General features: G+C 64.0%; 10 protein-coding genes. 2 read left to right on the top strand and 8 right to left on the bottom strand.

The genetic code is table 11. The features are described from left to right. Positions 1 to 151 precede the first annotated feature (151 nt). Complete coding sequence (gene pssA, locus DU505_RS14980; RefSeq protein ID WP_114479793.1) at positions 152 to 1,030, bottom strand: CDP-diacylglycerol--serine O-phosphatidyltransferase; 879 nt, start codon at positions 1,028 to 1,030, stop codon at positions 152 to 154. A gap of 149 nt (positions 1,031 to 1,179) precedes the next feature. Further along, positions 1,180 to 2,196, bottom strand: coding sequence for a ketol-acid reductoisomerase (ilvC, locus tag DU505_RS14975; RefSeq protein ID WP_114479792.1), 1,017 nt, complete (start codon positions 2,194 to 2,196; stop codon positions 1,180 to 1,182). 178 nt (positions 2,197 to 2,374) lie between these two features. On the opposite strand from ilvC, the gene ilvY reads away from it, so the two are divergent. Then, positions 2,375 to 3,262 carry an HTH-type transcriptional activator IlvY gene (ilvY, locus tag DU505_RS14970; RefSeq protein WP_114479791.1) on the top strand — a complete coding sequence of 296 codons (888 nt, stop codon included), beginning with the start codon at positions 2,375 to 2,377 and terminating at the stop codon, positions 3,260 to 3,262. A 52-nt stretch (positions 3,263 to 3,314) separates the two neighbouring features. Here the strand turns inward: ilvY and ilvN are convergent, their stop codons facing one another. The 5 genes from ilvN to rluD form a co-directional block, all read right to left on the bottom strand. Next, entirely contained in the window at positions 3,315 to 3,806 is a 492-nt protein-coding gene (gene ilvN, locus DU505_RS14965; RefSeq protein WP_043511804.1) for an acetolactate synthase small subunit, read from the bottom strand. Further along, a complete protein-coding gene (locus DU505_RS14960; RefSeq protein WP_114479790.1) occupies positions 3,806 to 5,530 on the bottom strand; it encodes an acetolactate synthase 3 large subunit in 1,725 nt (574 codons plus the stop codon). The genes ilvN and DU505_RS14960 overlap by 1 nt, the downstream gene beginning before the upstream one ends. Positions 5,531 to 6,074: 544 nt before the next feature. Further along, entirely contained in the window at positions 6,075 to 8,657 is a 2,583-nt protein-coding gene (gene clpB, locus DU505_RS14955) for an ATP-dependent chaperone ClpB (RefSeq protein ID WP_114479789.1), read from the bottom strand. 179 nt (positions 8,658 to 8,836) lie between these two features. Beyond that, entirely contained in the window at positions 8,837 to 9,592 is a 756-nt protein-coding gene (pgeF, locus tag DU505_RS14950) for a peptidoglycan editing factor PgeF (RefSeq protein WP_114479788.1), read from the bottom strand. Continuing rightward, positions 9,589 to 10,548 (bottom strand): 23S rRNA pseudouridine(1911/1915/1917) synthase RluD, encoded by a 960-nt coding sequence (gene rluD, locus DU505_RS14945; RefSeq protein ID WP_114479787.1) that lies wholly within the window; start codon positions 10,546 to 10,548, stop codon positions 9,589 to 9,591. Before rluD ends, pgeF begins: the two co-directional genes overlap by 4 nt. Positions 10,549 to 10,668: 120 nt before the next feature. On the opposite strand from rluD, the gene DU505_RS14940 reads away from it, so the two are divergent. Next, positions 10,669 to 11,496 carry an outer membrane protein assembly factor BamD gene (locus tag DU505_RS14940; protein ID WP_114479786.1) on the top strand — a complete coding sequence of 276 codons (828 nt, stop codon included), beginning with the start codon at positions 10,669 to 10,671 and terminating at the stop codon, positions 11,494 to 11,496. A 57-nt stretch (positions 11,497 to 11,553) separates the two neighbouring features. Here DU505_RS14940 and DU505_RS14935 read toward each other — a convergent pair whose 3' ends face one another. Beyond that, positions 11,554 to 13,185 carry an NAD+ synthase gene (locus DU505_RS14935; RefSeq protein ID WP_114479785.1) on the bottom strand — a complete coding sequence of 544 codons (1,632 nt, stop codon included), beginning with the start codon at positions 13,183 to 13,185 and terminating at the stop codon, positions 11,554 to 11,556. Positions 13,186 to 13,245: the final 60 nt, after the last annotated feature.

The raw sequence follows: 13,245 nt of genomic DNA, 5'->3' as shown, positions 1-13,245 counted from the left end.
TGATGAGCAGCCAGACTATCCACAGGGGCTTTCTACAGGGGCTTTCCACAGGCCGTTGGGCCAAGCGCCTGTGGATGGAATGCTCAGCCCAGAGACGACAACGCCCGCACAGGGCGGGCGTCGCAACGACGGGCCAGAGAGAATCCAGACTTCAGCCCGTGGCAGGGGGCTGCTTCATCTTGCGCATTATTGCCTGGGCCGGACCGGACGCCACATAGGTGCCGAACAGCAGCAGCAGCATCACCGAGGGCTCCACCGAAATCACCACGAAGCCCAGCACGATGGCCAGCAGTACCACGAAGGGTACTGGCCCCTTGAGATCGATCTCCTTGAAGCTGTAGTAGCGAATATTGCTGACCATCAGCACGCCGGCGGCAGCCACCACCAACAGCATCAGAAGCTTGAACCCGACTGCATCGGCATCGAAGCTGTGGAAGGTCCATACACTTGCCGCCACGAAGGCGGCAGCCGATGGGCTAGGCAAGCCGATGAACCACTTCTTGTCGACACTGCCGACCTGCACGTTGAAGCGCGCCAGGCGCAAGGCGGCACAGGCCACGTACAGGAAAGCCACCACCCAGCCGGTCTTGCCGATGTCCTGAAGGATCCAGGTGAAGGCCACCAGCGCCGGCGCCACGCCGAAGGAGACCATGTCGGAAAGGCTGTCGTATTCGGCGCCAAAGGCACTCTGGGTATTGGTCATGCGGGCGACACGCCCGTCCAGGCCATCGAGCACCATGGCGATGAAGATAGCCACCGCGGCGGCAGTGAAGTCACCATTGATGCCGGCCACCACGGAGAAGAAACCGGCAAACAGCGCCGATGTCGTGAACAGGTTAGGCAGCAGATAGATTCCCCTGCGCCTCACCTTCTTGCCGTCTTCAATGGATTCCTCGATAACCTCCGTCTCGCGAACAAACGCGGCAGCCAGGTCTTCCTCGGCAGGGGGGAGTCGTTCGTGCTCGCTCGGCCCGGATTCGAGACCCTCATCGCGAGGGCCATGCTCGGTATTGCGGGGATCCTGACTCATTCGTCTCGTCCGTTGCCAGAATGGAGTCGCCCGAAGGCGATGCCTTCATTCTACACGCTGTCGCCAAGGCGCAAAGTGCCGCGGCTACCTTCGGATACGACAAGGGCGCGGAAATCCGCGCCCTTGAGGTGGTCCAGACGAACCGAGGCTCAGTTCTTGGACTTGTCCACCAGCTGGTTGGCGGCGATCCACGGCATCATGCCGCGCAGCTTGGCGCCAACGATCTCGATCTCGTGCTCGGCATTCAGGCGGCGGCGCGCGGTCATCGAGGGGTAGTTGCTATTGCCCTCGTTGATGAACATCTTCGCGTATTCGCCGGTCTGGATGCGCTTGAGCGCATTGCGCATGGCGGCGCGCGACTGCTCGTTGATGACCTCGGTGCCGGTCACGTACTCGCCATACTCCGCGTTGTTGGAGATGGAGTAGTTCATGTTGGCGATACCGCCCTCGTACATCAGGTCGACGATCAGCTTGAGTTCGTGCAGACACTCGAAGTAGGCCATCTCCGGGGCGTAGCCTGCCTCGGTCAGGGTCTCGAAACCGGCCTTGACCAGCTCGACCGCACCGCCGCACAGCACGGCCTGCTCACCGAACAGGTCGGTCTCGGTCTCGTCCTTGAAGGTGGTTTCGATGATGCCGCTGCGGCCACCGCCGACGCCGGCAGCATAGGAGAGCGCCAGCTCCTTGGCGGTGCCGGAGGCGTCCTGGTGGATGGCAATCAGGTCGGGGATACCGCCGCCCTTGACGAACTCGGAGCGCACAGTGTGACCCGGCGCCTTGGGCGCGATCATGATCACGTCCAGGTCGCGGCGCGGCTCGATCTGGTTGTAATGGATGTTGAAGCCGTGGGCGAAGGCCAGGGTGGCACCCTGCTTCAGGTTCGGCTCGACCTCGTTCTCGTAGATGGACTTCTGGTTCTCGTCCGGCGCCAGGAGCATGACGACGTCGGCGCTCTTGCACGCCTCCGGCACGCTGGCGACCTTGAGGCCTGCTGCCTCGGCCTTGGCCGCAGAGGACGAACCGGCGCGCAGGGCGACGGTTACGTCGACACCCGACTCCTTCAGGTTGTTGGCATGGGCATGGCCCTGGGAACCATAGCCCACGATGGTGACCTTCTTGCCCTGGATGAGGGAGAGATCGCAATCCTTGTCGTAATAAACGCGCATGTTGTGCTCCTGAAGTGGTTAACCGAAGGTTTGAGGTGTCAGCGTTGATGGCCACCCGTGCCGTCTGTCGCGGCACTGGGGTTCCTGCCATCCGATGCCGCCACCTTACGCCAGCACCGACATTGCGTAAAACGCTATATTTGCAATACGACATGCCGAAATATGAAATAATCAAACCATGGACATGCGACCCCTCAAGCAATTTCTCGCCCTGGCCGATACGCTGCACTTCGGTCGTGCCAGCGAACTCTGCCACGTCAGCCCTTCCACGCTCTCGCGCACCATTCGCCAGCTGGAACAGAACCTGGAAGTGCCGCTGTTCGAACGGGACAACCGCCATGTGACCCTGACCCCCCAGGGCCTGCTTTTTCAGGACTACGCCAGGGACACCCTCGCCCAGTGGGAAGTGCTGCGCCACTCGCTGAGCCGGCATGCCGACGAGCTCGCCGGCGAGATCAGCATCTACTGCTCGGTCACCGCAAGCTACAGCTTCCTCTACGACCTGCTCAGCGATTTTCGCCTGCGCCACCCGCGAATCGAGCTCAAGCTGCATACCGGCGACCCCGCCGAATCCATGTCACGGGTACTCGACGGTGAAGAGGATATGGCGATCACACCGCGCCCACGTAGCGTGCCTGGCCCGCTGGCCTTCAAGTCGCTGACTCGTTCGCCGCTGGTCTTCATCGCCCCCGCCGCCCAGGCCGACTGGATTCCCGGCACACCCGAGTCCCCCTCCGCCACGCAGTGGCAGAACGTGCCGATGATTCTCTCCGAGGCGGGTCTGTCGCGTGAGTACAGCGACACCTGGTTCAAGGCCCTGGGCGTCGTCCCGCGCATCTATGCCCAGGTCGCCGGCCACGAGGCGATCGTCAGCATGGTCGGTCTGGGCTTCGGGATCGGCGTGGTGCCAAAGATCGTGCTCGACAACAGCCCGCTCGTCGAGCGGGTCAGGGTGCTGCCGGTCAAGCCGGAGCTGCCCCACTACGACGTCGGGCTGTGCGTGCTCAATCGCCGCCTGAGAAGCCCGCTGATCCAGGCGCTGTGGGACGAGGTAGTGGAACGTTGAGACGAAAAAGCCGCCCCGAAGGGCGGCTTGAAACGCTTCATCGCAGCACTCATCAGAGGCTCAGGACCTTGTCCCCTCTGGCGATACCAGACACACCCGTGCGCGCCACTTCGAGGATGCCCACAGGCCCCATGGCCTGGAGGAAGGCATCCAGCTTGCCGGCGTCGCCGGTGATCTGCACCGTGTAGAGGCTCGGCGTCACATCGACGATCTGCGCGCGGAAGATATCCACCGTGCGCTTGACCTCGTCGCGTGCCGCTCCCAGGGCCTTGACCTTCACCAGCATCAGCTCGCGCTCGATGTGGTTGCCCTCGGTGAGGTCGACCAGCTTGATCACGTCGATCAGCTTGTTGAGATGCTTGGTGATCTGCTCGATGACCCGGTCGTCGCCCACGGTGGTCACGGTCAGCCGTGAGAGCGACGGGTCCTCGGTGGGCGCCACGTTCAGCGTCTCGATGTTGAAGTTGCGCTGGGAGAACAGCCCCACCACACGAGACAGAGCGCCCGGTTCGTTTTCCATCAGAATCGAGATGATATGACGCATCAGGTCCGCTCCGTCTTGGAAAGCAGCATGTCACGCATGGAGCCCAGGGGCACCTGCATCGGATAAACGTGCTCGCGCGGGTCGACGATGACGTCGAGGAACACCAGCTCATGGTTGTCGGCGAAGGTGCGCTCGAGTGCCGGGCCGAGTTCATCCTTCGTCTCCACCCGCAGCGCGGTGAAGCCATATGCCTCGATCAGCTTGCTGAAGTCGGGCAGCGACTCCATGTAGGAGTGCGCATGACGCGACTTGTAGTTGAGGTCCTGCCACTGGCGCACCATGCCCAGCGAGGCGTTGTTCAGGTTGACGATCTTCACGCCACCGCCGAACTGCTTACAGGTCGACAGCTCCTGCATCATCATCTGGAAGCTGCCTTCGCCGGTGACGCAGATCACCTGTTCGTCCGGGAAGTTCTGCTTGATGCCCATGGCCGCCGGGAAGCCGAAGCCCATGGTGCCGAGCCCGCCGGAGGTAATGAAACGATTGGGCTTGTCGAACTTGTAGTACTGGGCCGCGAACATCTGATGCTGCCCCACGTCGGTGGTCACGTACGCCTCGCCACGCGTGACCTCGCAGAGCGCCTCGATCACCTCCTGCGGCTTGAGCGCCTCGCCCGACTGCGACGGCTCATAGAGCTTGCCCGTCCGCTCCTCGCGCCAGCCTTCGATCTTCTGCCACCACTCGCCCAGCGCTTCGGGATGCTCGATCTCCTTGCCCTGCAGCAGGCTGATCATCTCGTTGATCACGCTACCCGCCGGTCCGACGATGGGCACGTCCGCCCGCACGGTCTTGGAGACCGAGCTGGGGTCGATGTCCACATGGATGATCTTGGCGGTGGGACAGAACTTGGAGGTGTTGTTGGTGACCCGATCGTCGAAGCGCGCCCCGATGGCGATGATCAGGTCGGCATGGTGCATGGCCATGTTCGACTCATAGGAGCCGTGCATGCCCAGCCAGCCCAGGCACTGACGATCGCTCTGCGGGTAGGAGCCGATGCCCATCAGCGTGGTGGTGATGGGATAGCCCAGGCGCTTGACCAGGTCGGTGAGCCCCTCGCTGGCCCGGCCGGTGACCACACCGCCGCCGGTATAGAACATTGGCCGCTTGGCCTTGAGCATCAGCTCGACGGCCTTCTTGATCTGGCCGGTATGGCCGCGGGCAACCGGGTTGTACGAGCGCATCTTGATCTTCTTGGGATAGACGTACTCGTAGCGCTCGGTGGGGGCGGTCATGTCCTTGGGAATGTCCACCACCACCGGGCCGGGGCGGCCGGTAGAGGCCAGGTAGTAAGCCTTCTTCAGCACTTCCGGAATCTCGGACGGGTGCTTGATCGTGAAGCTGTGCTTCACGATGGGCCGCGTCACACCGATAATATCGGTCTCCTGGAAGGCATCCTCGCCGATCAGGTGGCTGGCGACCTGCCCGCACAGCACCACCATGGGTATCGAGTCCATGTAGGCGGTGGCGATGCCGGTGACGGCATTGGTGGCACCGGGGCCGGAGGTCACCAGCACCGTACCGGGCTTGCCCGACGCCCGGGCATAGCCGTCGGCGGCGTGGGTCGCCGCCTGCTCGTGGCGCACAAGGATGTGCTTGACCTTGTCCTGGCGGAACAGCGCATCGTAGATGTGCAGCGCCGCGCCACCGGGATAGCCGTAAATATATTCGACGCCCTCATCCTGCAGGAATCGGGCGATCATGTCCGCGCCGGAAAGCAGTTCCACGTGTGTTTCTCCCCTGGAGGTCTCGAGTGCGATCCGCGCCTTCAACGGGCACGGGTTCGAGTGCGACGGTATGTCGCTGCCGGATACGCCGGCACCTGATGCCAAACCCTGGCAAGTTGCCCTGTTAGGGCCTGCACTCTCATTCGGGAACCCTGACTTATTGCTGCGCTCGCGACATAAATCATCAGTTCCCTTCACGGCGGTTAACCGCGTCGGGGCGTTGGCCAGGACGGGCGGTTGGCCCGGTCCCGGTAGTCCTTCGGCGGGTAGAGGCAACATGGCCTACCCGTCACGCGGTAGTGGGGGGTTGCCCGCAGAGTCCGCGTCCGCAAATCAGGAACGGTCAAGATTCCAATAGCGCTGCGGCAGTGTCAACCGCCAAGCGCCTTTTGCTAGCCCAGAGGAGGAATTTCCGCAAGATTTCGAATAAAAAAGCCCGCCAGCAAAAGGGCGGGCGGGCAAGGGGGTTACAGGACGCAACCTGAATTCAGTGTAGACAGTTGACAACCGCATGGCCGACCAACTGCGTAACGCTTTGTTCCAATCAAGTGCTGAACGCCAACTTTTCGTTGTCGACAGTAACGTGGATCACGTCGCCGGGGAGGAACTTTCCCGCCAGCAGATCCTGGGCCAGCGGATTCTCGATGCGGCTCTGAATCGCTCGCTTGAGCGGTCGGGCGCCGAACACCGGATCGAAGCCCACCACGGCCAGCTGTGCCAGGGCCTCGTCGCTGACCTCGAGCGCCAGCTGATGCTCGGCGAGCCGTGCACGCAGGCGATCGAGCTGGATCCCGGCGATGGCCTGTATCTGCTCCTGGCCGAGGGCGTGGAAGACCACCACTTCGTCGATGCGGTTGATCAGCTCCGGCCGGAAGTGGTCGCCGACCACCGCCATCACCATCTCCTTCATCTGTTCGTAGTCCGTGTCATCGCCGCCCATGCGCTGGATGATGTCCGACCCCATGTTGGAGGTCATCACGATCACGGTATTGCGAAAGTCCACGGTGCGACCCTGGCCATCGGTCAGGCGACCATCCTCCAGCACCTGCAGCAGGATATTGAAGACATCTGCATGCGCCTTCTCCACTTCGTCGAGCAGCAGCACCGAGTAGGGCCGGCGACGTACCGCTTCGGTGAGATAGCCGCCCTCCTCGTAACCGACGTAGCCGGGAGGCGCACCGATCAGCCGCGCCACGGAATGCTTCTCCATGAACTCGGACATGTCGATGCGCACCATGGACTCCTCGGTATCGAAGAGGAAGTTGGCCAGCGCCTTGCACAGCTCGGTCTTTCCCACCCCGGTGGGGCCCAGGAAGAGGAACGAGCCGTTGGGCCGGTTGGGGTCGGCTAGCCCCGCACGGGAACGGCGCACGGCATTGGCCACGGCGGTCACCGCCTCCTCCTGACCGATCACCCGCTCGTGCAGTGACTCCTCCATGCGCAGCAGCTTGTCGCGCTCGCCCTCGAGCATCTTGGCCACCGGGATGCCGGTCCAACGCGACACCACCTCGGCGATCTCCTCCTCGGTGACGCTGGAGCGCAGCAGCTTGTGCTGCGAAGTGTCGGCCTCGGTTTCGCTCGACTCGGCGATCTTCTTCTCCAGTTCCGGAATCACGCCGTACTGCAGCTCCGACATGCGGCCAAGATCGCCCTGGCGACGCGCCTGCTCCAGGTCAATGCGCGCGCGCTCGAGCTCCTCCTTGAACTGCCCCGCCCCCTGAATGCTGGCCTTCTCGGCCTTCCAGATCTCGTCGAGGTCGGCGTATTCGCGCTCCAGATCGTCGATCTGCTCCTGGAGGCTTTCGAGTCGCTTCTTCGACGCCTCATCGGTCTCCTTCTTGAGGTGCTCGCGCTCCATCTTGAGCTGGATCAGTCGACGGTCGAGGCGGTCCATCTCCTCGGGCTTGGAGTCGAGCTCCATGCGGATGCGCGAGGAGGCCTCGTCGATCAGGTCGATGGCCTTGTCGGGCAGCTGACGATCGGTGATATAGCGGGTAGAGAGCTTGGCCGCGGCGATGATGGCACCGTCGGTGATATCGACCTTGTGGTGTACCTCGTAGCGCTCCTTGAGGCCGCGCAGGATCGCCACGGTGTCCTCCTCGGAAGGCTCTTCCACCAGCACCTTCTGGAAGCGGCGCTCCAGCGCGGCGTCCTTCTCGATATACTGGCGGTACTCATTCAGGGTGGTGGCACCCACGCAGTGCAGCTCGCCACGGGCGAGCGCCGGCTTGAGCATGTTGCCGGCGTCCATGGCGCCCTCGGCCTTGCCGGCGCCGACCATGGTGTGCAGCTCGTCGATGAAGAGAATGACCCGGCCTTCCTCCTGGGCCAGCTCCTTGAGCACCGACTTGAGGCGCTCCTCGAACTCGCCGCGGAACTTGGCCCCGGCCAGCAACGACCCCATGTCCAGCGACAGCACGCGCTTGTCCTTGAGCCCTTCCGGCACCTCGCCGTCGACAATGCGCTGGGCCAGGCCCTCGACGATGGCGGTCTTGCCCACGCCAGGCTCGCCGATCAGCACCGGGTTGTTCTTGGTGCGCCGCTGCAGCACCTGGATGGTGCGACGGATCTCGTCGTCGCGGCCGATCACCGGATCGAGCTTGCCACTGGCCGCCCGCTCGTTGAGGTCCAGGGTGTACTTCTCCAGCGCCTCGCGCTGCTCCTCGGCGTTGGGATCATCGACACGCTCACCGCCCCGCAGGCTGTCGATGGCCGTCTCCAGGGACTTGCGCGTCACGCCGGCCTGAGTCAGCAGCTTGCTCACGCCATGGCGCATTTCCAGCGCCGCCAGCAGCACCAGCTCGCTGGCGATGTACTGGTCGCCCCGCTTCTGGGCCTCGCGGTCGGTCAGGTTGAACAGCTTGACCAGGTCGCGGGACGGCTGCACTTCCCCCTCGAACTGGCCGACCTGGGGCAAGTCGTCGAGATAGCCCGCGAGGCTGTCGCGCAGCCGGGCAGGGTCGCCGTCGGCCCGCTGTATCAACGCCTTGACGCCAGTGTCGCTGGCATCGAGCAGCGCCATCAGAAGGTGGCCCGGGTCGAGCTGGTTGTGTCCACGTCCCACGGCCAGCGACTGTGCATCGGCCACGGCGTTCTGCAGCTTGCCGGTAAATTTGTCGAATCGCATTCGATCACTCCTCCATCGGGGTGGCGGCGCTGCTTGGACGCGCCGCTTGGCCCTGTCATATTGCGTTTGACAGTATCAATGGAGTCAGCGTGGCCGGCTTTCAAGTCGCCCGCCAGGGAAAGGATGGTCAGGTTGACACAGGTCAGGCTATTCCAGAGAACGGTGCCTGAAAGCCAAGCTCACCTTAGCCAGATCACGCTGGCCATCCGCCCCGTTCGGCCGTCATCACGGCGATGGGAGTAGAAGCGCGATTCGCAGGCGGTACAGAAGTGGCCGCCGCTGACATGGGACACGCCGAGGCGCTCCAGGCGCAGCCGGGCCAGCTTGTAGAGATCGCCCATGTAATGCCCCAGGCGGTAGGGGCTCGGGTCGAAGGCGGCCTCGGCCTCGGGGTGGACGCCGGTGAAGGCCTGCTGTACCTCGGGACCGACCTCGAACTGGGCATTGGAGATCGCCGGGCCCAGCCAGGCCATCACCTCTTCCGGCGGCACGCCCAGCGCCGCCACCGACGCTTCCAGCACGCCACCAGCCAGCCCGCGCCAGCCCGCATGGGCCACGCCCACCCGAGAGCCCTGTCGGTCGCAGAAGAATACGGGCAAGCAGTCGGCGGTGAGCACAGCGCAGGCGTAGCTTCGATCGAAGGCCACGGCGGCATCGGCATCGGGCAGCGCCTCGGAGTAGCCGGCCTGGACTCGGGCACCGTGGACCTGGTTCAACCACAGCAGAGGCCTGTCACTGTCGAGCTCGTCCGTCAGCAGGCGACGACAGAGCGCCACATGATTGGGGTTGTCGCCCACCTTGTCACCCGGGTTGAAACAGGCAAAGTCTCCCTGGCTGGGGCCGGACTCACGGGTGGTAACGAAGGCACCGACGCTCACCGGGGCCGGCCAGTCCGGCTCGATCAAGGTTGGTTTCAGTTGGGGGGCATCGCTCATAGCATCGCCTCGCGGTCGTCGCGGAGATAGTCGATCAACATCAGCAGGTCATCGGGCAAGGCGGCTCGGAACTCGACACGCTCACCGGTGCCGGGATGGTCGAAGGCCAGCTTGCGGGCGTGCAGTGCCTGTCGGGGAAACCCGCGCAGCAGCTCCTTGAGCCCATCACTGGCCCCCGGCGGCAGCTTGAGTCGGCCGCCATAGACCGGGTCACCAACCAAGGGAAAGCGCTGATGGGCCAGGTGAACACGAATCTGATGGGTGCGCCCGGTCTCGAGCCGGCAACGCACATGGGTGTGGGCGCGGAACCGCTCCACCACCCGATAGTGCGTCACCGCGGGCTTGCCATTGGCGTTGACCGCCTGGCGCTTTCGATCCTTGGGGTGGCGACCGATCGGCGCATCCACGGTGCCCCCGGCCGTCATGACCCCCACCGACACGGCATCGTACTCACGCGAGACCGTTCGCGTCTGCAGCTGGTCGACCAGGGCAGTCTGGGCGGTCAATGTCTTGGCGACGACCATCAGACCGGTGGTGCCCTTGTCCAGGCGGTGCACGATGCCCGCCCTGGGAACCATGGCGAGCGCCGGGCAGTGATAAAGAAGCGCATTGAGCAGCGTGCCGTCGGGATTGCCTGCCGCCGGGTGAACCACCAGCCCCGCGGGCTTGTCGATGACCAATACCTCGTCGTCTTCATGGACCACGTCGAGGGGAATATCCTCGGCCTCGAAGCGCGTGTCGTCTTCGAGTTCGGCGACAAGTCGAAGCCACTCGCCACCGGCCACCCTGTCCTTGGGCTTGCCGGCCAGGCCATCGACCGTCAGGGCGCCCTGCTTGATCCAGCCCTTGAGCCGTTCGCGGGAATGGTCGGCAAAGAGCTCGGCGGCAGCCTGGTCCAGGCGGACTCCGGCAAGGGAAACGGGCACTCGTTGCTGGGCTTCCAGAATCTGGGGCATATAGGGGCTATCGCTGGGCAGGCACCGGAGGACTGCGTTTTCACGCAAGGTGCTTTATAGTGGACGGGTTACGGTCAATCCTACCATGGCCGACACGGGATGTTAGATACGAGGATCAGGATGCGCGTTTCCACCACTGCTACACGCCTTATCGCCCTGCTGCTGGCCACCGCCCTGGTCACCGGATGTGCTGGCAGATCAGGCACGAACGACGAGAGCGATGACGAGTTCGCCGGCGTCGCCGAGCAAGAGCTCTACGAAGAGGCCCGGGAAGCCCTGGATCGGGGGCGCCACACCACGGCAATCTCTCGTCTCGAGGCCATTGATACCCGCTACCCCTTCGGCCGACATGCCGAACAGGCGCAGCTTGAGCTGATCTACGCCTACTACGAGACGAACGACTGGGAGGCCACCCGCGCCGCAGCCAGCCGCTTCATTCGGCTGCACCCCACCCACCCCCAGGCGGACTACGCGCTCTACATGCGCGGGCTCTCCTCCTGGCAGGCCGGCCGGTTCAGCCTGGAGCGACTTCGCCTGATCGACATTTCGAAGCGTGACCTCGGTGCCTCGCGGGATGCCTATACCGACTTCCGCGAACTGGTCAGCCGCTATCCTGACAGCGAGTACGCTCCGGATGCCCAGCAGCGTATCGTCTACCTGCGCAACCTGCTGGCACGCCACGAGCTCCATGTCGCCGACTTCTACCTGCGCAAGGGTGCCTATCTGGCAGCCGTGGAGCGCGGCCGCTGGGTAGTCGAGAACTATCCCGAGGCCGAAGCCACCCGCGACGCACTGGCGGTAATGGTGGAAGGCTACCTGGGCCTCGACATGCGCGATCGCGCTCGAGAGGTACTGCAGGTGCTGATCGAGAACGATCCCGGCAACGAACGCCTGCGCGGCCGCACTTTCCGCCCGCAGCACGTCAGCGCCGAGTCGCTCTCGGCCTAAGCTTCGGCCGGCATCAAAAAAACCGCGATGGTCTCATCGCGGTTTTTTTGGGCCTCTTTATTCCCCCGGCTGCCAGCCGTTGACGATGGGGTAGCGACGGTCGCGGCCGAAGCCCCGCGGTGTCACCCGCACCCCTACCGGCGCCTGGCGCCGCTTGTACTCGCAGCGGTCGACCAGCTGTACCACCCGATAGACGTCGTCATGATCGTAGCCGGCCTCGATGATCGCCTCCGCGCTCATGTCACCCTCGATGTAGCGCATCAGGATGGCATCGAGCACGTCATAGTCGGGCAGCGAATCGGTGTCCTTCTGGTCCGGTGCCAGTTCGGCGGAAGGCGCACGCTCGATGACCCGCTCGGGTATCGCCGGCGACTGGGTGTTGCGCCAGCGCGCCAGCCGATAGACCCAGGTCTTGTAGACGTCCTTGATGGCATTGAAGCCGCCCACCATGTCGCCATAGAGCGTGGCATAGCCCACCGCCATCTCGCTCTTGTTGCCGGTAGTCAGCACCATCAATCCTTTCTTGTTGGAGATCGCCATAAGCAGCACGCCGCGACAGCGTGACTGCAGATTCTCCTCGGTGGTATCCCGCTGGGTGCCGGCGAAGGTGTCGGCCAGGGTCTCGGTGAAGGCGTCGACCATGGGCTCGATCGGCAGGACCCGATAGTCCACCCCCAGCAGCCGGGCCTGCTCGGCGGCGTCCTCGCGTGAGATGTCGGCGGTGTAGCGATAGGGCATCATCACTGCATGGACCCGCTGCGGGCCCAGCGCATCCACGGCGATGGCCAGCGACAGGCCGGAGTCGATGCCCCCCGAGAGCCCCATCACCACGCCATCGAAGCCACTCTTGTTGACGTAGTCGCGCAGGCCGCTCACCAGGGCACAGTAGAGGCTCTCCTCCGGCTCCTCCGGGGGTTCGATCTCCCCCTCTTGCGGCACCCATTGGCCACCCTCCTGCACGAACTGGACCGGCATCAGGCCCGCCTGCCAGTAGGGGGCCAACACGCGCAAGGCACCACTGCCGTCCACGCAGGCCGAACCACCGTCGAACACCAGCTCGTCCTGCCCGCCGATGGTGTTGACGTAGACCACCGGCAGCCCAACCTCGGCGGCACGCTGCTCGAGCAGGCGCAGGCGCTCGGCCGGCTTGTCCTGATGGTAGGGCGAGGCGTTGAGGGTGATCAGGATCTCGGCACCATCGTCGCGGGCCGCGCGTACCGGCGCGCCATCCCACAGGTCCTCGCAGATCAGCAAGCCGAGTTTGGCCCCCTTGTGCTCGATCACCAGGCTCTTATCGCCGGTGGCGAAGTAGCGGCGCTCATCGAACACCTGATAGTTGGGCAGCACCTGCTTGGCGTATTCGTCGAGCCACTCGCCGTTGTAGAGCAGCCCCGCCAGGTTGTAGCCGCTCCCCTCCCGGCGCCCGGGATAGCCGATGATCACCAGCACGTCACGGGCCACCTTGGCAGCCATGCGGGAACGCGCTTCGCGCAAACGGGTCTCCATGGAAGGCCGCAGCAACAGGTCCTCGGGCGGATACCCACTGAGGTAGAGCTCGGGGAACACCACGATATCGGCGCCATGCTCGATACGTGCCTCGCGAACGGCCTCGATGGCACGGTCGGCGTTACCGGGTATATCCCCCACCAACGGATCCAACTGAGCCATTACCAGCGTCAAGTCTTGCATGGGCGTAGAAATCTCTTGAGAATCCAGTGTACTCATATTGTCCCGCAAGGACGGCCGGCT

Source organism: Billgrantia montanilacus, assembly GCF_003336675.1.
GTDB classification, from domain to species: domain Bacteria; phylum Pseudomonadota; class Gammaproteobacteria; order Pseudomonadales; family Halomonadaceae; genus Halomonas; species Halomonas montanilacus.
This window is presented reverse-complemented; position numbering and strand designations above follow the sequence as displayed.